This is a genomic window from Nonomuraea sp. NPDC004580 (assembly GCF_040609855.1).
Taxonomy (GTDB): Bacteria; Actinomycetota; Actinomycetes; order Streptosporangiales; family Streptosporangiaceae; genus Nonomuraea; species Nonomuraea salmonea.
This window is the reverse complement of sequence record NZ_JBEXLH010000020.1, coordinates 57,691-75,660: the sequence shown is the minus strand read 5'-3', so window position 1 is coordinate 75,660 and position 17,970 is coordinate 57,691. Positions and strand designations below refer to the sequence as shown.

Below are 17,970 nucleotides of genomic sequence, written 5' to 3'. Positions count from 1 at the left end.
ATACGACGTGAAGTTCTGGGACATCCGCCCGAACAAGTCCACCAAGCCCGGCGAGAACCGCAAAACGATCTCCTACACAGTGCGCTGGACCGTGGCGGCGCGGGAGAAGTCCAAGACCTTCCGCACGTCGGCTCAGGCGAACAACTGGCTCTCCGACTTGCGCCAGGCCGCCAAGAAGGGTGAGCTGTTCGACCTGGAGACGGGCCTGCCTCAGTCGATGCTCAAGGCGAAGGAGGCGCGTACCGTCTACGCCTTCGTCAGGGCGTACATCGACATGAAGTGGCCGCACGCGGCGGCCAAGACACGTGACAGCATCTCTGACGCTCTCGCCACGGTCCTGCCCGCTCTCACGAAGGACCGCCCCGGCCGTCCGGACGCCGAGATCTTGCGTACGGCCCTGCGCAAGTACGCCCTCCTGCCTGAGGCCAGACGTCGCCCTGATATGCCGTTGGAGAGCAAGCAGGCGCTTCGGTGGCTGGAAGGTGCCTCGCTCGACCTGACCGACCTGAACGAGACCAAGACGGTACGTCTGGCGCTCGACACCCTCGCCCTCCGCCTCGACGGCAAGCCCGCGAGCGCCAACACGGTCCGTCGCAAGCGCGCGGTCCTTCACGCTGTTCTGGAGTACGCAGTGGAGCTGGAGGAACTGCCCTCCAACCCCGTGCACAAGGTCAAGTGGAAACCGCCCAAGACCACGGAGACCGTAGACCCTCGGGTGGTGGTGAATCCTCGTCAGGCTGAGGCATTGCTGGCCGCAGTTGCCTCAGTGGGCGGGCGGGGCCGCGGGCGTCGGCTTCAGGCCATGTTCGCCTGCATGTACTACGCCGCCCTCCGCCCCGGCGAGACGGTGGCGCTCCGTCACCAGGACTGTCATCTTCCGGCAACTGGCTGGGGCCGCATCCTCGTGGATGTCTCCCGGCCGGAGGTCAACGTCCAGTGGACCGACACCGGCGACGCCCACGAGGAACGCGGGCTCAAGCACCGGGGCCGCGACGATGTCCGGCCGGTGCCCATCCCACCCAAGCTGGTTCGGATTCTTCGGCAACACATCGAGGAGTTCGGCATCGCCGAGGATGGCCGGCTGTTCCGCAGCGAGCGTGGTGGAGTCGTCGCCTCGACGGCCTACACGGAGGTCTGGCAAGAGGCCCGGAAGCTGGCCCTGACGCCCGCCCAGTTCGCCTCACCGCTCGCTCGGCGCCCGTACGACCTGAGGCACGCGGCAGTGTCCCTCTGGCTGAACGTAGGCGTGCCCGCTCCGGACGTGGCCGAACGAGCCGGGCACGGCGTGGACGTGCTCCTCAGGGTCTATGCCAAGTGCCTCGACGGCCACCAGGAGATCGCCAACAAGCGGATCGAGGACGCCCTCCCCGCATGATCAACCAGCACCGCCCCGAAGGGTCCCGGAACGCCACCGGGACCCTTCGCCGTTCCCCATGCGTTCCCACGCCCGCGCGTTCCGCGAATCCTCCGGATCATGGCCTCCGACCAGGGGAAACACTCCAAGATCCATTCCGGACATATTCCGGGACCTGCGGCAACGGGCCGCTCAGAGCGGCATCCGGCTGCACACCCCTGAAATGCAGAAGAGGCCCCGTAGGGCCTCTGAGCTGCACTTACTGCTGGTGGCAGGTGCAAGGTTCGAACTTGCGTAGGCTGAGCCGACGGTTTTACAGACCGCTCCCTTTGGCCACTCGGGCAACCTGCCGTGCCATCCGCTCTCGCGGCGACAGAAAGAAGGATAGCGGACTTCGGAGGTGTACGTGACACCGGTTTGTCCCGAGCCGGAGCTCTCTCGATCTCGGTCCAGCTCACCACCCCTGCGCGGCAGGGGGCGGATGGGGTGAAAGGGAGGGAGCGGGAGGGTCGGGGTACGGGGTGAGCAAGGGGGCGGGGTCCTGCACGGCGGGCCGATGCTGGCTAGGCTCGTGCGCTGGGTCCGTGCGTTCGAAGCCGGGCCGGTTCACCGCAGCTGAGAGGATGGGTGCTTTGGCCGATTCATCTTTCGACATCGTTAGCAAGATCGACCGCCAGGAGGTCGACAACGCCCTCAATCAGACGGTCAAGGAGCTCGGGCACCGCTTCGACTTCAAGGGTACGGGGGCCAGCATCAGCTGGTCCGGGCAGAACAACATCGAGATCAAGGCGAACAGTGAGGAGCGGGCGAACGCGGCGCTCGACGTCTTCAAGGAGAAGATCGTCAAGCGTGGGCTTTCGCTGAAGGTCCTGGACGCCGAAGAGCCGAAGCTGTCCGGCAAGGAATACCGCCTGATGGTGGCCCTCAAGGAGGGCATCGACCAGGAGCACGCCAAGAAGATCTCCAAGCTGATCCGCGACGAGGGGCCGAAGGGGGTCAAGGCGCAGATTCAGGGCGAAGAGCTTCGGGTCAGCTCCAAGAAGAAGGACGACCTCCAGGACGTCATCGCCCTGCTCAAGGGTAAGGATCTGGACATCGCCCTGCAGTTCGTGAACTACCGCTAGTCAGCCAGAGCATGCTGGGCCGGCTCGTGATCCGGGGCACAACGGCGGCAGGACGGCGGCGAAGCGCCGTCAGCGACGCGCCTTGTGCCTCGGGCCGCACCGTTTCGATCCGAAACGTCCCGCCGTACGACCGCGACCGCACCCTTTCGGTCCGGTACGTCCCGTCGTACGACTGCGACCGTATGCTCCATAGACGTGACGAAAATCCCCCTGCGTCGCTTCACGGCGCGCGTGCTGCCCATCGACGAGCATGACCGCGTTCTCCTGCTGCACGGTCTCGATCCGGCTCAGCCGGAGCGGCGGTTCTGGTTCACGATCGGCGGGGCCAGGGAGGACGGCGAGACGCTGCAGGAGGCGGCGGCGCGCGAGCTGTATGAGGAGGTCGGCGTCCGGGCGCGGGTCGAGGAGTTCACGGGGCCGCATGCCGAGGCGCTGGTCGAGTTCGAGTGGGCCGACTACGCCTTCACCCAGGACCAGGCATTCTTCGCGATCCGGCTCGGCGGGCAGGCGGTGGTGTCGTTCGAGCACATGGAGCAGATCGAGAAGGACACGACGCTCGGGCACCGCTGGTGGAGCGCCGAGGAGCTCGAGGCCACCGACGAGACCGTCTTTCCCGAGGACCTCGCGGTGATCCTGCGGAAGATCACCGCGGTCGAGTAGTCCTCAGCGGCGGTAGCCCGCCATGCGCTCCAGACGGGCGACCCGCTCCGAGGTGGGCGGGTGGGTGGAGAACAGGCGGCCGAAGCCGGAGCCGCTGAACGGGTTCGCGATCATCATGTGCGAGGCCGAGGTCAGGCGGCTGTTCTCGGGAAGCGGAAGCCGGCGCGCGCCCATCTCGATCTTGCGGAGGGCCGAGGCGAGGGCGAGCGGGTCGCCGGTGAGCCGGGCGCCCGATTCGTCCGCCTGGAACTCCCGTGTACGGGAGATCGCCATCTGCACCATCATGGCTGCCACCGGGCCCAGCACCATCATCAGCAGCGCGCCGAGGAAGCCCGGCCCCTCGTCGTCGTCGGAGCCGCCGAAGAACACGGTCACGTAGCTGAGCCAGGTGATCATCGTGGCGAGCGCGCCCGCCACCGAGGAGATCAGGATGTCGCGGTTGTACACGTGGGACAGCTCGTGCCCGATCACGCCGCGCAGCTCGGACTCGTCGAGCAGCCGGGTCAGCCCGTACGTGACGCACACGGCCGCCCTGCGCGGGCTTCTGCCGGTCGCGAACGCGTTCGGCTGCGCCGTCGGCGAGATGTACAGGCGCGGCATCGGCTGGCGGGCCTCGGTGGACAGCTCGCGGACGATTCGGTAGAGGGTGGGCTGCTCGACCTCGCTGACCGGCCTGGCGCGCATCGCCGACAGGGCGATGCGGTCGGAGAAGAAGTACGCGACACCGTTGCTCGCCAGCGCGAGCATGAGCGCGACCTGCACACCGGTACCGCCGCCCAACCACGCGCCCACCGCGAGAATCAGCGCCGACAGCCCGCCGAGCAATACGGCGGTGCGCAGACCGTTGTGGTGCAAGGTCCCCCCCCTTCGTGGTCCGGGTTCACCACGTCCAACGAAGACGACCCGGCTCTTCGTTCCCCAATGTGCTCACATGGGGGCGGAGCGCGACGCGCGGGGGTCAGGACAGGGACGACACGTCGAGCACGAGCTGCGGCGCGAACGAGAACAGCACGGCCGCCACCACGGCCACGCCCATGGCGTACCAGGCGGTGGCGGGCGCCCTGAGTGGCGCGCGGTCGCCGGGGGCGAACAGGCGGGCGGTCCAGACGGCGTAGTAGTAGAGGCCGATCACGGTGTTGACGGCCATGACGAGCGCCAGCCAGCCGGCGCCGCCCGCGACGATCTCGCGGAAGACGAACACCTTCGCGAACAGCCCGGCCAGCCCGGGCGGCAGGCCGGCCAGGCAGATCAGGCAGAACGCCAGCGCCAGCCCGGCCGCCGGGCGCCGGAACGCCAGGCCGCGGTAGTCGTCGAGCTCGGTGCGCGAGACGAGCATGACGACGGTGAACGCGCCGAGGTTCATGGCGGCGTAGATGACCAGGTACGCGATGGACGACCGCACCGCGGACTCGCCCGTTACCGCGAGCGGCGCCAGGATGTAGCCGGACTGCGCGACGGAGGACCAGGCCAGCAGGCGTACGGCGGAACGCTGGCGCATCGCGAGCAGGTTGCCCACGGTCATGGTGAGCGCGGACACGATGCCGACGATCGGCGCCCAGGTGTCCGCCTGCCCGCCGAGCGCGGCGACCAGCACGAGGATCAACCCGGCGAATCCGGACGCCTTCGAGATGACCGAGAGCAGCGCGGCGACCGGAACGGGCGCGCCCTGGTAGACGTCGGCCGCCCACGCATGGAACGGCACCGCGGCGATCTTGAACGCGAATCCGGCGGCCACGAGCACCACGCCGACCGTCACGACCGCGGGCAAGCCCTCTGGCATGGCCCCTGGAGCCCCTGGAGCCGCCACCTGGCCGCCGAACACTCCGGACAAGCGGGACAGATAGACCGTGCCCGCGATGCCGTACAGGAGGGAGACGCCGAACAGCATGATCGCGGTCGAGACCACCGACACCAGGAACAGCTTCACCGCCGCCTCCGACGAGCGGCCGTCGTAGCGTTTGAGCGCGGTGAGGGCGAAGACGGGGAGCGAGACCAGCTCGAGCGCCACGACGAGCATGATCAGGTCGCGGGACGCGGGCAGGCTGACCGCGCCGACGAGGGTACAGAGGAGGAGGAAGTACCACTCGCCTACGGGGATGCCGCCGCGGGCCAGCTCGGTCATCGACATGAGGATGACCACCGCCGCGGCCACCAGCACCAGCCCGGCGAACACCAGCGTGAAACCGTCGGCCACGAACGAGCACGTCATCGCCGTTCCGCCCAGGTTTCGCGGGACGCAGAACGTCGACCGCGAGCCTGTGCCGAGCGCCTGCGCGACCACGAACCCGGCCGCGATCACGACCCCCGCCAGCGTCAGCAGGCCACTCAGGAGCGGGCGGGACGGCAGGAACGCGTCGAGCAGCAGCACCAGGGCCGCCGTCAGGGCCAGCACCAGCGGGGGTGCGATCACGAAGTAGTCGATCTGCTGGATCATGAGAGGGCTCCCAGCAGGGCTTGCACGGGGGGTGTGGTCAGGGAGAGCAGCAGGCCGGGCCAGAGGCCGAACAGCAGGGTCAGGATCACCAGCGGGGTCCAGGCCAGCCACTCGCTGGGCTCGACGTCGGGCGCCGGGGCCGTACGCTCCGCCAGCGCGGTCGCGGAGCCGTGCACAGCGGTGGTGGCCGCCGGGATGGACGCCGGGATGGACCCCGCGTCACGGGCCGGGCCGTTCGGCGCGGCGGCGCGTTCGTCCCCGGTGGCCGCCGCATCGGGCTCCCGGCCGGCCGGCGCGAACGAGCGCTCGTCCGGGGTGGTCGGCGCGACCGGACGCTCGTTCGAGGTGGTCCGCGAGACCGGACGCCCGTCCGGGGTGGTCGGGGTGACCGGGCGCTCGTCAGGGACGGTGCTGGGCATCAGGCGGTCGTCCACCGCCGGCCGTTCCGTCCCGGCGGCCGTGCGCGGCCGTCCGTGGGTGACACGCGACAGCATGACCAGGAAGTACGCCGCCGTCAGCACCGCGCCGAGCCCGCCGATCACCATGTACGTACGGAACAACCCGAGCGGCAGCCCGGCACCCGGCTGGAACGCCCCGAGCAGCGCCAGCATCTCGCCCCAGAACCCGGCCAGCCCCGGCAACCCCAGGGAGGCGATCGCCGCGAACGTCAGCAGCGAGCCCAGCCTGGGCAGCCGTGCCAGCAGGCCGCCGCCCAGGGTGGGCATGTCGGCGGTGTGGTGGCGTTCTTTGATGGCGCCGGCCAGGAAGAACAGCAGGCCGGTGATGAGGCCGTGGGCGACGTTCGCGAAGAGTGCGCCGTTGATGCCGACCGGGGTGAGCGTGGCGAAGCCGAGCAGGACGAAGCCCATGTGGCCGACCGACGAGTACGCGATCATGCGCTTCAGGTCATGCTGGGCCAGGCAGGCCAGGGCGCCGTACACGATGCCGACCACCGCGAACGCCCCCAGCCACGGCGCCACCGCCGCCGCCCCCTCGGGCAGGACGGGGATGGCGATGCGGGCGAAACCGTACGTGCCCATCTTCAGCAGCACGCCCGCGAGCAGCACCGAGCCGACGGTGGGCGCCTCGGTGTGGGCGTCGGGCAGCCAGGTGTGCAGCGGCCACATCGGCGTCTTCACCGCCAGACCCACGCCGATCGCCACGAACGCCAGGATCTGCACGGACCTCGACATCCCGGCCCCGTGGGACTCGGTGAGCGCCACGATGTCCAGCGTGCCCGCCTGCGCCCAGACCAGCAGCAGGCCGAGCAGCATGACGACCGAGCCCAGCAGCGTGTACAGGATGAACTTGACCGACGCCGCCCTGCGCCCCTCGCCGCCCCAGATGCCGATCAGGAAGTACATCGGGATGAGGACGATCTCGAAGAAGACGAAGAACAGCAGCAGGTCGAGGGCCAGGAACGTGCCGATCATGCCCACTTCGAGCACCAGCAGCGTGAACACGAGCGCCCTCGGCCGTGCCCCCACGGCTCCGCGTCCCCGGCTGAGGTAGACGAAGCACAGGAACGTCAGCAGCGCCGTCAGCGTGACCAGCGGCAGCGAGATGCCGTCGACGCCGAGGTGGAAGCGCAGCCCCAGGTCGGGGATCCACGGCAGGTCCAGCTCGAACTGCATCGCGGCCGGGCGGGCGTAGTCGAAGGCCGCCACGAGCACGAGGCTCGCGACCAGCGTGACGGCCGAGAGGACCAGTCCGTACGCTCTGAGCACGGGACGCAGCGCGTCTGGGGCGAGGAGGAGCAGGAGGGCGCCCAGCAGCGGCACGGCCAGGAGGACGACCGGGAGCCAGGCCATCATCTGCACACCACCGCCCGAAATCGCCCCGTGATCGGCGTCGAGGGCCAGGCCATCATGCGCACATCACCGCCCGGGTCCGCCGCGTCATGTGAACACCACCGCCCCCACCGCGATCAGCAGGACGCCGGCCAGGAGGCCGCTCACATAGAGCTGGACGTTGCCGTTCTGGGCCAGGCGCAACAGTCCCGACAGGCCGCGGGCCGACCTGCCCGATCCGCGTACGGCGCCGTCCACGACCGTGTCGTCCGTCCGCACGACCGCCGTGGCCAGGGCCAGGATCGGGCGGACGAACAGGGCCGCGTACAGGGTGTCGGCGTAGAACGCCCGCTCGCACGGCGCCCGCAGCGGCCCCAGGAGGCGGGCCGGGTCGGCGAGGGGGTCGCTGCGCCAGAACGCGTAGACGACGCCCGCGCCGAGTAGCGCGAGCACGACGCTGACGGCGGCCACGCCGAACGCGACGTGCAGCTCACCCGCGAAGCCGAGCAGCAGGGCAGGGACGGCCAGGACGGCGACGGGGACGAGCATCGTGCGCGGAGCCTCCCTGACGTCCACGACGTGGGCGGTGCCGGGCGGCGGCTCCGGGAGCGCCACGGCTCTGGGCTCGCCGAAGAAGGTGCGCAGCCAGGCTCTGGTGGCGTACGCGCCGGTGACGGCGACGGTCGCGAGCGCGCATCCGTACAGGAGGAGGGCCGCCGCGTCGGTCAGGCCAGGGCCGGCCAGGGCGCGGTCCATCGCGAGGAGCAGGCCGTCCTTGCTGAAGAACCCGCTGGCCGGCGGGAGGCCCATCAGGGCGGCGAACCCGATCGTCATCGTCACGAACGTCACCGGCAGTTCCCTGCGCAGGCCGCCCATCTGCGTCATCAGGTTGGAGCCGACGTGGTGGATCACCACGCCCGCGCACAGGAACAGCAGCGCCTTGAACGCGCCGTGCGTGAGCAGGTGGAAGACGGCCGCGGTGTCGGAGCCGGCCGCGAGCCCGCCCGCCATGTAGGCGAGCTGACTGACCGTGGAGTAGGCGAGCACGCGTTTCAGGTCGTCCTGGGCGAGGGCGGCCAGCGCGGCGCCCAGCATGCCGAGCGCCGCCATGACGGCCAGCACGTCGAGCGTGGGCCGTGCGGCGAGGAACGCGGGGAACAGCCTGGCCACGATGAAGATGCCGGCCGCGACCATCGTGGCGGCGTGGATCAGCGCGCTGATCGGGGTCGGGCCCGCCATGGCGTCGGGCAGCCACGTGTGCAGCGGCACCTGGGCGCTCTTGCCCGCGACACCGGCCAGCAGCAGCATCGTGGCCGTCACGACCGTCGCCGTGGACATCTCCGGCACCCTCGCCAGGACGTCGGCGATGCGGAAGCTGCCCGCGCCCATGCCGAGCACGAAGATGCCGAACAGGAAGCCGACGTCGCCCAGCCGCGTCACCAGGAACGCCTTGATCGCGGCGCGCGAATTGCCGCGGTCTTCCCACCAGTGACCGATGAGGAGGTAGGAGCAGAGGCCCATGATCTCCCAGCCCACGTAGAGGACCAGGAGGTCGCCCGCGTAGACGACCAGGAGCATCGCGCTGGTGAACAGGCTGATGAAGGCGCTGTAGGAGGGGTAGCGCGGGTCGTCTCTGAGGTAGCCGACCGAATAGATCTGTACGGCCAGCGCCACCAGGGTCACGAGGACGCCCAGGACGGCGGAGAGCGCGTCGGCCTGGAGCGTCAGGGAGATCGGGACGCCGCCGGTGGTGATCGTGCCGTAGGGCTGGCCGGTGGGCGAGGCTGGTGTGGTGGTGTGCGTGAAGTAACTGAAACCCGGCGTCCAGGCCAGCCAGGCCGCCAGGACGGCTGCTGCCGCGGTGGGGAGGATGGCGATCCAGGCCGCCCGGTCGGCGCCCGTCGTGGTCGTCGGCGGTCTGGTGGTCGTCGGCGGTCTGCCTGGGCGCCAGCGGGACAACAGCAGACCGGCCGCCGCGGCTGCGAACGGGAGCAGCACGGCCAGGAGGGGGAAGGTCGTCATCGCTTACCACCGCCTCGGTTGACGGGGCGCTCGGAGTCGTCCTTGGTGTGGCCGGCCGGTCTCGCGGGCTCGGCCGTCGTGCTGGGGCGACCGTCGGGTGGACTCGTACGACCGTCCCCCACCTCGTGGGGTGTGCCGGCGTGGCCGGCCGGGGTGCGGGTGTCGTCGTCGGCGGGTTCGGTGAGGGCACGGAGGTGGTCCAGGTCGATGGTCTGCCGGTTGCGGTAGAGGGCGAGCACGATGGCCAGGCCCAGGCCCACCTCGGCGGCGGCGATGACGATGACGAAGAGAGTGAGCACCTGGCCGCTGTGCAGCCGGTCACCCAGCCACACGTCGAACGCGACCAGGTTGAGGTTGACGGCGTTGAGCATCAGCTCGACCGACATCAGGACGAGGATCGTGTTGCGCCGTGCGAGCACGCCGTAGACGCCGATGGAGAACAGGAGCGCGGAGACGACCGCCGGGTAGACGATGTGCACTACTGACCCCCGGTCTTGTCGGGTGGTGCGCCGTCCGCAGCGGCCTCGTCGGGTGCCGGGCCGTTCACGCTCTCGTCGGATGACACGTCGTGCACGGCCTGGTCCGAGGATGTGCTGCGCTCGGGTCCGTCGGATGGTGAGGGGCTCTGCCGGCTGCCAGGTGTGAGGGCGGGGCCGTTGTTTCCTTGCTGCCGTGCGGAGGTGCGGTCGGGGGCGCCCGGGATGTCGGTGCGGGACAGGACTATGGCGCCGATCAGGGCTGCCAGCAGGAGGACGGACAGTGCCTCGAAGGGTAGGACCCACGTCGCGAAGATGCTGGCGCCCAGCTCCTTGGCGGCGCCGGGGCCCGGGGTCAGAGGTGTGTAGGCCGTACGGAAGCCGTCGATCACGACCGTGACGAGGATCGCCGCCGTCGCCACCGCCACTACGGCCGCCACCACTTTGTTGCCGCTGTCGAGGTCGGCTGAGCGGCCTATGGGCGCGCGGGTGAGCATGATGCCGAACAGGAGCAGCACGATGATCGCGCCCACGTAGATGAGCACCTGGACCCAGGCCACGAACTCCGCCGTGAGAACGAGGTAGCCCCCGGCGAGCGCGCCGAAGCAGACCACGAGCCAGAGGGCCGCGTGGACGATTTGCCTGGTCATGACGACGAGCAGCGCCGATCCAACCGCTACCGCTCCCAGCAGCAAGAAGACGATCTCTTGCCCGGTGGGTGACAGGTAGGAGGGCACCGCCTCGGTCACGACTCCTCCTCGGACTCCTCCGACTCGTCAGGACCGAGCCGCCCTGGGGGCCGGATGGACCGTGGATCGGCCATCCTGCGCCGGCGGCGGCTCGCGGCAGAAGTCTGCCCTTGCTGATCGGGCTTCGGCGGCGGCTCGCCCTCGGCTGTGGACAACTCGCCGGGAGGCGGCTCGCCTGTGGATGAAGGCCCTTCTCGGTCTTTCTGTGCGGGGTTCTCTTGAGGTGCGGACTGCTCGTCTTGAGGTGCGGACTGCTCGTCTTGAGGCGCGGGCTGCTGGTCCGCTTCTGGCGCGGGGCCCTTTGCCTCTTCTGCGGGCGATGGGGGCTGCGGGGCTGGGCCTGCGGAGGGTTCGTCCTTCGACGGGAGGGCGCCTGGAGGGCGGATTCCTCGTACGTTCGTCATGGCGCGGCGAGGCCGGCCGCCCGGGCGGGACGGCCCGGCGGTGGGGCCCTGTTCGGCGGGCGTGGTGCCCTGCGTGGGCCCCGCATCTACTGCCGGTGTGGCGCCCTGGTCTGGGCCGGAAGCCACCGTTGTGCCCTGGTCTGGGCCGGAAGCCACCGTTGTGCCCTGGTCTGTGCCGGAAGTTGCCGTGGTTCCCTCTTCCCTGCTGGGAATTGAGGCCTTCTCCGGGGTTGGGGTGCGCTTGGCCGCGGGTGGCTGGTCTCTCTTGGGGGTGGTGGGGCGGGGTGGGCGGCGGGCTGTGGTCAGTTCCTTGGGGGGCTCGGCGCCTGGGTCGTGAGCGGGCGGCGGGGGGACGGTCTGGACCCAGGTGGACAGTTTGTCCTTCTCGTGGAGGAGGTTGCGGATGTCGCCTTCCGCGTACTCGAACTCCGGGGACCAGAAGAGCGCGTCGAACGGGCAGACCTCGATGCAGATGCCGCAGTACATGCAGAGTGAGAAGTCGATCGCGAAGCGGTCGAGGACGTTGCGCTGCCTGGCGCGGCCGCCCTCAGGCGCCGGGATCGTCTCCTTGTGCGAGTCGATGTAGATGCACCAGTCGGGGCATTCGCGGGCGCAGAGCATGCACGAGGTGCAGTTCTCCTCGACCAGCGCGATGACGCCGCGGCTGCGGGGCGGCAGGTCGGGCTTGACCTCGGGGTATTGCTGCGTGACGGATTTGCGCAGCATGTGGCGAAGGGTGATGGACAGCCCCTTCGCCAGTCCCACTCCCGGTATCCGCCCCATGTTCAACATCATGACGCACTTGGGGCTGGACGTGAATGAGGGAGGGGGTTGTCCCCAGGTTTTCCACAGCTATCCACAGGCTGGCGGGTAGTTATCCACAAGCTGTGTGCATGTCCGATATGAACGGGTGGCAGGGCGATAGTCTCTCCGCCATGCAGCACAGCCATCCGATCCGGCCGAGCGGCCTGCGGTGGACGGCCGCCGTGGTGTGGGCCTGTCTGCCGCTGCTCTCCTGCGGTTTCGCGACCCCGTTCACGGTGGGGTTCGCGGCGTTCTGGCTGCGTAACGTCTGGCATGGGGTAGCGGCGTGTGTCTATCTGATCGCCGTCGGGTCGTTCACCATCGCCGTGCTGGCTTACCCCTATGAGGACGCTCCCGCCTCGCTGACCGTGCCCGTCACGATCGGACTGCTGGTCAGCTGGGTCGGCGGGGTCATCCACTCAGGGATCCTGGTGCCGTTCATGGCCAGGGCTCGCATGACTGCGGTTTTCACTCCGGCTGTGACTCCTACCCCGACTCCGACTCCGACTCCTCATCCCCCTGTCGACGTGCGGCAGCGCACCACCGCTCCGTCCGTGCGTCGGCCGCTGGGGCAGCCGCAGTGGATCGGGCACTACCGCGTGGAGCGGCAGCTCGGGCGCGGCGGGCAGGGGGCGGTCTATCTCGCCATGGCGCCCAACGGGGTGCGGGTGGCGGTGAAGGTGCTGCACGATCTGGTCGATGACGTGGCCAGGACGAGGTTCGCGCGGGAGGTGGAGGCGGCGCGGCGGGTGGCGACGTTTTCCACAGCCCGGGTGCTCGACGTGAACATCGGCGGGCAGCACGCGTACATCGTCAGCGAGTACGTGGACGGGCCGTCGCTGGAGCAGCTCGTCAGGAAGCACGGGCCCCGGGATGAGGACGGTCTGACGCGGCTGGCGTTGTCCACAGCCGGGGCGCTGGCGGCCATCCACAAGGCGGGGGTCGTTCACCGGGATTTCAAGCCGAGCAATGTGCTGATCGGGCACGACGGGCCGCGGGTGATCGACTTCGGCATCGCCCGGGGGCTCGATCAGATGACGATGACGTCCGGGAGGATGGTGGGCACTCCGCCTTATATGTCGCCTGAGCAGCTCAAGGGCGAGACCGTGGGGCCGCCGTCCGATGTGTTCAGCTGGGCGGTGACGATGGTGTTCGCGGCCACCGGGCGGCCGGCGTTCGGGGAGGACACGGTGCCGGCGGTGTTCAATCGGGTGCTCAATCACTCTCCCGATCTGTCGCGGTTGCCGGCCGGCTTACGCGACGTCGTGGGCGCCTGCCTGAGCAAGCTGCCCACGGATCGTCCGTCGGCCTCCGACGTGATGCTGGCCATCGTCCGCTGACCTGCCTGGCGCGATGCCCGCCGGCCGCGCTCTCAGTCGGACCAGGTGAAGCCGTTGGTGCCGACCTGGCCGCCACTGGGTGGATCGGTGACGGCATCGGCCGGGCTCGCGGCCATGATGCCGGCGAAGGTGATCGCCATGGCTGCGACGACCTGCGCTGCTGTTTTCTTCGAGATCATGTGACACCTTCAGGGGGCGTGGGTTGGAGGCTCTCGGGGGAGCTGGTCTGCGCCGGGTGCGGTCAGCTGGACCAGGTGTCCCCGTCGGTGCTGGGCGGGGTGCCGTCAGTTGGACCAGATGTACCCGTCGGTGCTGGACGGGGTGCCGTCAGTTGGACCAGATGTACCCGTCGGTGCTGGACGGGGTGCCGTCAGTTGGACCAGATGTACCCGTCGGTGCTGGGCGGGTCCGTTACGGCGTTGGCGGGGGCGGCGGCCAGGATGCCGGTGGTGATGATGGCGGCGGCTACGACCAATTTCGCGAGCAGGCGCTTTGAGAGCACGTGAACACCTCCGTACGGGACGTTCCTTCTCGGACGGTGATCGTACGTAGGCGGTTGAAGGGGTATCAAGGACCAATAATTCGGTCTAAAGAGATTGGATTATTGGTCGTACCGGGTCAGATCAGGACTTTGATCAGGCCGGTCAGGGCCAGTTGGACGAGGGCCAGGGGGACGAGCACCGCCCAGGCGAGTTTCTGCAGCTGGTCCTCGCGGAGCCGCGGGTACGTCACGCGCAGCCAGATCACGACGAACGACAGGAAGAAGACCTTCACCAGCGTCCAGAGCCAGCCGGGCAGGAACGGGCCGTGCCAGCCGCCGAGGAACAGCACGGTGGTCAGGAAGGACAGGACGACGATGCCGACGTACTCGGCGAGCATGAAGAGGGCGAACCGCATGCCGGTGTACTCGGTCATCGGGCCCATGATGATCTCGGACTCGGCGATCGGCATGTCGAACGGCGGGCGGCGCAGCTCGGCGAGGCCGGCCACGAAGAAGACGATGCCCCCGATCGCCTGCCACGGCAGCCACCACCACTGCCAAACCTCGACGATCCCCGACAGCGACAGGGTGCCGGCCGCCATCGCGACCGAGGAGGCGGCGAGGACGAGGGGCAGCTCGTACGACATGAGCTGGGCCGCGGAGCGCATCCCGCCGAGCACGGAGTATTTGTTGGCCGACGCCCAGCCCGCCATGATCGAGCCGAGCACGCCGACGCCCATGACGGCGAGGACGAAGAACAGGCCGAGGTCGAGGTCGACGGCGGCACGGCCGCGGTCGATGGGGATGACGATCAGGACGAGGAGGTACGGAACCAGCGCCACCCCGGGGGCGATCATGAAGATGCGGCGGTCGGCCGCGGCCGGGATGATGTCCTCCTTCTGGGCGAACTTCACGCCGTCGGCGATGAGCTGCGCCCAGCCGTGGAAGCGGCCCGCGTACATGGGGCCGAGCCTCGACTGCATGTGGGCCATGACCTTGTGCTCCGTCTGACCGACGATGAGCGGCAGCACCAGGAACACGACGAGGATGACGACGAAGCTCAGCACCACTTCAAGCATCGGGCGGCCCCCAGTCGGCTGGAACTCCGGGCGGAAGGGTCTTGCGGCGGCTCGGGGCGCCGTGTCCCGATTCGCCGGGCTCCTTGGCGCCGGGCCAGGGCTTGGCCACGCGGGCGGCCAGGATGAAGTCCTTGCGCAGCGGGTGGCCTTCGAAGCCGTCGGGGAGCAGGAGCGGGACGAGGTTGGGGTGGCCGTCGAAGATCACGCCGAACATCTCGTACGTCTCGCGCTCGTGCCAGTTCGCCCCCCGGTAGACGGGGACGGCGGTGGGGAGGTGGGGGTTGTCGCGGGGAACGTGGGTGCGGAGGAGCAGCCTGCGTCGCGTGTCCGGGTTGTAGACGTGGGCCACGATCGCGAACGTGTCGGGAGGCTCGTCGACGCCCGTCAGCCAGTCGAAGTAGGCGTGGCCGAGGGTGTCGCGGGCGTATTCGAGGAGGTTCGTCCAGTCTGTCGGGGGCACGTCGATGGTGGTGTCGCCGTAGGACTCCGTGACCTCGGCGTGGTCGCCGAAATGGGCCTCGATGCCGGCTGTGAGGTCGGCGCTCATGCCTGGCCGCCGGACGGGTCCTCCGCGTGGGAGCGGGACCAGGTGTAGCGGTCTGTCAGCTTTTCACCGGCGATCTTCTCCTGGAGCTTGGTGATGCCGTACAGGAGGGCCTCGGGGCGGGGCGGGCAGCCCGGGACGTAGACGTCCACGGGGATGATCTGGTCGACGCCGTTCGTGACGCAGTAGGAGTCCCAGTACGGGCCGCCGGAGTTGGAGCAGGCGCCGAACGAGATCACGTATTTCGGGTCGGGCATCTGCTCGTACAGGCGCTTGACCGCGGGGGCCATCTTGTCGGTGACCGTGCCCGAGACGATCATGAGGTCGGCCTGCCTGGGGCCGTTCGCGAACGGGATGACGCCGAAGCGGATGAAGTCGTGGCGGCTGGTCGAGGCGGCGATGAACTCGATGGCGCAGCAGGCCAGCCCGAAGTTGAACACCCACAGCGAGTAGCGGCGGCCCCAGTTGAGGATGAAGCGCATGGGCTTGGGCGCCAAGCGCGAAACCGGGCCCACTGTGGGCATCGGGAGGTCCGTTGCTGCCATACAGCCATTCTTGCGCGGATCACAGGACAGGCAAAGGAAGGGTGGTGCGGGAGGGGTTGGTGAGAGTGGGGTGAGGGCTGAGGCGGTTGAAGGAAGTACGAAATCGAGGTTGGTGAGTGGGGGTGGGTTGGGGGCCGGGGGCGGGTTACGATCCGGGCATGGACGGCTACTTCGGCTCCTATGTGCTGGTGGCCGCGTTGCTTGCCATCGGTGTGGCGATCGTCGCCGGTGCGCTCTTCGCCAATCGGTTGCTGCGGCCGTCGCGGCCCACTCCTGAGAAGCTGACCACCTACGAGTGCGGGGTCGACCCGGTGGGTGAGGGGTGGGCGCAGTCGCAGGTTCGGTACTACGTGTTCACGTACCTGTACGTGGTGTTCGCGGTGGACGCCGTGTTCCTCTTCCCGTGGGCGACGGTGTTCGACGCGCCTGGGTACGGGCTGACCACGCTGGTGGAGATGTTCGTCTTTCTGGGGTTCATCGCGCTGGGGATCCTGTACGCGTGGCGGAAGCGGGTGCTCAGCTGGACGTGACGGGTGCCCAGAGCGGTCAAATTGTCCGGACTGATCACACAAAATCCGGGTAAACCGGAAGATCGCACCCATAACCTGACAAGCATGCACAAATCGCGATTCGGTACGGGAATCGCTCTGCTGGCCCTCTCGGCCTCCGGTTGCGGCCTCGCCGCCGCCTCCAACGGGAGGAACATCATGGTCCCGGCAGAGCCGACGCTGATCGACTTCGTCGATCCCGCCACCGTCGTCGGCCTGTCCACCGCGACCGTCACGGAAGGCGACTCCACGGCCGGCAGATACGTGCACATCAAGTACCCGGTGCTGGCCGGCGCCCCAGCACTCAACCGGATGCTCAAGGCCGGCGCGGAGCGGCAGCTCAAGGACTTCAGGCGCACGACCCGCGGCGAGGCCCCCATCCTCCCCAAGCCGGAGCTGAACGTGGAGTGGCAGTTCGCCGCCACCTCCCCCGAGGCGGTCGGGGTGCGCCTGCGGACCGGCGAGTTTCTGGGCACGAACTGGGGCAACTCCACGCGTACGTACTGGTTCGACCCGCGCAGCGGCAAGGCCGCGCGATCGACGGGGCTGCTGGCGGGCAGGCCGGCGCTCGACAGGCTGGCGGCCCTGGTCAAGGAGGCGCTCGCGGAGCGCGGCGCGCAGGTGGAGCGCAGCCGGGTGACGGCCGACGCGGACACGTTCGACTCCATGGCGTTCAACAGGAACGGCGACCTGGTGGTCGAGTTCGACGACTGCGAGGTCGGCAGGTGCTCGCTCGGCCGGGTGGCGGTGGCCGTACCGGCGCAGCAGGTGGCGCCGCTGCTGTCGGACCTGGGACGGCGGGCGCAGCAGGCGGTGCGGGAGGCGGCCAGGCGGTCGGCGCACCCGGTGAACCCCGGCTTCGCGGCCACGAGCAGCCCAGACGCGGTCAGCAACCGGGCGGGCAACGTGGACTGCGCGAAGCGCAAGTGCGTGGCGCTGACGTTCGACGACGGCCCTGGCCCGTACACGGGACGGCTCCTCGACCTGCTGGCGGAGCGGCGGGCGCGGGCGACGTTCTTCACGGTCGGCGGCGGCGTGGCGTCGGAGCCCGCGCTGGTCCGGCGGATGAGCATGGAGGGCCACCTGGTCGGCAACCACAGCTGGGCCCACAGGGACCTGTCGAAGCAGCCGAGCAGCAAGGTCGCCGACTCCCTCGGGAAGACCTCGGACGCGGTGTCGGAGGTCATCGGGCAGACGCCCACGCTGGTGCGGCCGCCGTACGGGGCGGTGAGCCAGAAGGTACGCGACGTCGCACGTGAGATGGGCTGCTCGGTGGTCACCTGGGACGTGGACCCGAAGGACCAGACGGCCACCGAGGCGTCCGACATCGCGGACCGGGTCGTGCGCGAAGCGCATCCAGGTGCGATCATTCTCATGCACGACATTCATCGGGAAACCGTGGATGCGGTTCCGGACATCCTCAAAAGGTTGCGCGGGAAGGGTTACAGCTTGGTGACCGTTCCTGAGTTGTACGGCTCTGCGGGGATGCAGGCCGGCCGCATGTACAGGTCAGGGAACGAGCTGTCGGGTAAGCAGCCCCTGACGTAGCGCACGTGTTGGGGGGACGTATAGTTGGCGCTCGTGACCCGAACCGTCCTGTTCGCCCGCCTGCATGT

General features: G+C 69.1%; 17 protein-coding genes, 1 tRNA gene and 1 pseudogene. 6 read left to right on the top strand and 13 right to left on the bottom strand.

Translation table 11 applies throughout. From position 1 onward, the window contains the following. The first annotated feature begins 7 nt into the window (after window positions 1–7). On the top strand, window positions 8–1,375 hold the full coding sequence (locus ABZW11_RS21820) for a tyrosine-type recombinase/integrase (protein WP_355419746.1): 1,368 nt from the start codon (window positions 8–10) through the stop codon (window positions 1,373–1,375). 245 nt (window positions 1,376–1,620) lie between these two features. Here ABZW11_RS21820 and ABZW11_RS21815 read toward each other — a convergent pair. Further along, window positions 1,621–1,705, bottom strand: a tRNA-Tyr gene (locus ABZW11_RS21815). Window positions 1,706–1,977: 272 nt separating this feature from the next. Between ABZW11_RS21815 and ABZW11_RS21810 the strand changes: the two genes are divergently transcribed. Then, window positions 1,978–2,478 (top strand): YajQ family cyclic di-GMP-binding protein, encoded by a 501-nt coding sequence (locus ABZW11_RS21810; protein ID WP_355419888.1) that lies wholly within the window; start codon window positions 1,978–1,980, stop codon window positions 2,476–2,478. A 195-nt stretch (window positions 2,479–2,673) separates the two neighbouring features. Continuing rightward, complete coding sequence (locus tag ABZW11_RS21805) at window positions 2,674–3,138, top strand: NUDIX domain-containing protein (protein WP_355419744.1); 465 nt, start codon at window positions 2,674–2,676, stop codon at window positions 3,136–3,138. Between the two features lie 3 nt (window positions 3,139–3,141). On the opposite strand, the gene htpX is transcribed toward ABZW11_RS21805, so the two are convergent. From htpX to ABZW11_RS21770, 7 genes and pseudogenes are all read right to left on the bottom strand, one after another. Beyond that, window positions 3,142–3,993 carry a zinc metalloprotease HtpX gene (gene htpX, locus ABZW11_RS21800; RefSeq protein ID WP_345394587.1) on the bottom strand — a complete coding sequence of 284 codons (852 nt, stop codon included), beginning with the start codon at window positions 3,991–3,993 and terminating at the stop codon, window positions 3,142–3,144. Window positions 3,994–4,096: 103 nt separating this feature from the next. Beyond that, entirely contained in the window at window positions 4,097–5,572 is a 1,476-nt protein-coding gene (locus tag ABZW11_RS21795) for an NADH-quinone oxidoreductase subunit N (RefSeq protein WP_355419742.1), read from the bottom strand. Next, window positions 5,569–7,386 (bottom strand): NADH-quinone oxidoreductase subunit M, encoded by a 1,818-nt coding sequence (locus tag ABZW11_RS21790; protein ID WP_355419740.1) that lies wholly within the window; start codon window positions 7,384–7,386, stop codon window positions 5,569–5,571. The genes ABZW11_RS21795 and ABZW11_RS21790 overlap by 4 nt, the downstream gene beginning before the upstream one ends. A gap of 84 nt (window positions 7,387–7,470) precedes the next feature. After that, window positions 7,471–9,384, bottom strand: a complete 1,914-nt coding sequence (locus ABZW11_RS21785) for an NADH-quinone oxidoreductase subunit L (protein ID WP_355419738.1) — start codon at window positions 9,382–9,384, stop codon at window positions 7,471–7,473. Window positions 9,385–9,545: 161 nt separating this feature from the next. Continuing rightward, a pseudogene (gene nuoK, locus ABZW11_RS21780) lies at window positions 9,546–9,863 on the bottom strand (NADH-quinone oxidoreductase subunit NuoK); the annotation flags it as partial. Then, on the bottom strand, window positions 9,863–10,609 hold the full coding sequence (locus tag ABZW11_RS21775) for an NADH-quinone oxidoreductase subunit J (RefSeq protein WP_355419736.1): 747 nt from the start codon (window positions 10,607–10,609) through the stop codon (window positions 9,863–9,865). The gene ABZW11_RS21775 and the pseudogene nuoK, both read right to left, overlap by 1 nt. After that, window positions 10,606–11,739, bottom strand: coding sequence for a 4Fe-4S binding protein (locus ABZW11_RS21770; RefSeq protein WP_355419734.1), 1,134 nt, complete (start codon window positions 11,737–11,739; stop codon window positions 10,606–10,608). Before ABZW11_RS21770 ends, ABZW11_RS21775 begins: the two co-directional genes overlap by 4 nt. Window positions 11,740–11,906: 167 nt before the next feature. On the opposite strand from ABZW11_RS21770, the gene ABZW11_RS21765 reads away from it, so the two are divergent. Next, window positions 11,907–13,157 (top strand): serine/threonine-protein kinase, encoded by a 1,251-nt coding sequence (locus ABZW11_RS21765; RefSeq protein ID WP_355419732.1) that lies wholly within the window; start codon window positions 11,907–11,909, stop codon window positions 13,155–13,157. A 32-nt stretch (window positions 13,158–13,189) separates the two neighbouring features. Here ABZW11_RS21765 and ABZW11_RS21760 read toward each other — a convergent pair whose 3' ends face one another. The 5 genes from ABZW11_RS21760 to ABZW11_RS21740 form a co-directional block, all read right to left on the bottom strand. Further along, a complete protein-coding gene (locus tag ABZW11_RS21760) occupies window positions 13,190–13,336 on the bottom strand; it encodes a hypothetical protein (protein WP_355419730.1) in 147 nt (48 codons plus the stop codon). 191 nt (window positions 13,337–13,527) lie between these two features. Beyond that, window positions 13,528–13,659, bottom strand: a complete 132-nt coding sequence (locus ABZW11_RS21755) for a hypothetical protein (RefSeq protein WP_355419728.1) — start codon at window positions 13,657–13,659, stop codon at window positions 13,528–13,530. A 116-nt stretch (window positions 13,660–13,775) separates the two neighbouring features. Next, a complete protein-coding gene (nuoH, locus tag ABZW11_RS21750; RefSeq protein WP_355419726.1) occupies window positions 13,776–14,717 on the bottom strand; it encodes an NADH-quinone oxidoreductase subunit NuoH in 942 nt (313 codons plus the stop codon). Further along, a complete protein-coding gene (locus tag ABZW11_RS21745; RefSeq protein ID WP_355419724.1) occupies window positions 14,710–15,264 on the bottom strand; it encodes an NADH-quinone oxidoreductase subunit C in 555 nt (184 codons plus the stop codon). The genes nuoH and ABZW11_RS21745 overlap by 8 nt, the downstream gene beginning before the upstream one ends. After that, on the bottom strand, window positions 15,261–15,743 hold the full coding sequence (locus ABZW11_RS21740; RefSeq protein ID WP_355419885.1) for an NADH-quinone oxidoreductase subunit B family protein: 483 nt from the start codon (window positions 15,741–15,743) through the stop codon (window positions 15,261–15,263). The genes ABZW11_RS21745 and ABZW11_RS21740 overlap by 4 nt, the downstream gene beginning before the upstream one ends. Window positions 15,744–15,964: 221 nt before the next feature. On the opposite strand from ABZW11_RS21740, the gene ndhC reads away from it, so the two are divergent. Together ndhC and ABZW11_RS21730 are read left to right on the top strand one after the other, a co-directional pair. Continuing rightward, window positions 15,965–16,336 carry an NADH-quinone oxidoreductase subunit A gene (ndhC, locus tag ABZW11_RS21735; RefSeq protein ID WP_345394563.1) on the top strand — a complete coding sequence of 124 codons (372 nt, stop codon included), beginning with the start codon at window positions 15,965–15,967 and terminating at the stop codon, window positions 16,334–16,336. Window positions 16,337–16,420: 84 nt separating this feature from the next. Beyond that, a complete protein-coding gene (locus ABZW11_RS21730; RefSeq protein ID WP_355419722.1) occupies window positions 16,421–17,902 on the top strand; it encodes a polysaccharide deacetylase family protein in 1,482 nt (493 codons plus the stop codon). Window positions 17,903–17,970: the final 68 nt, after the last annotated feature.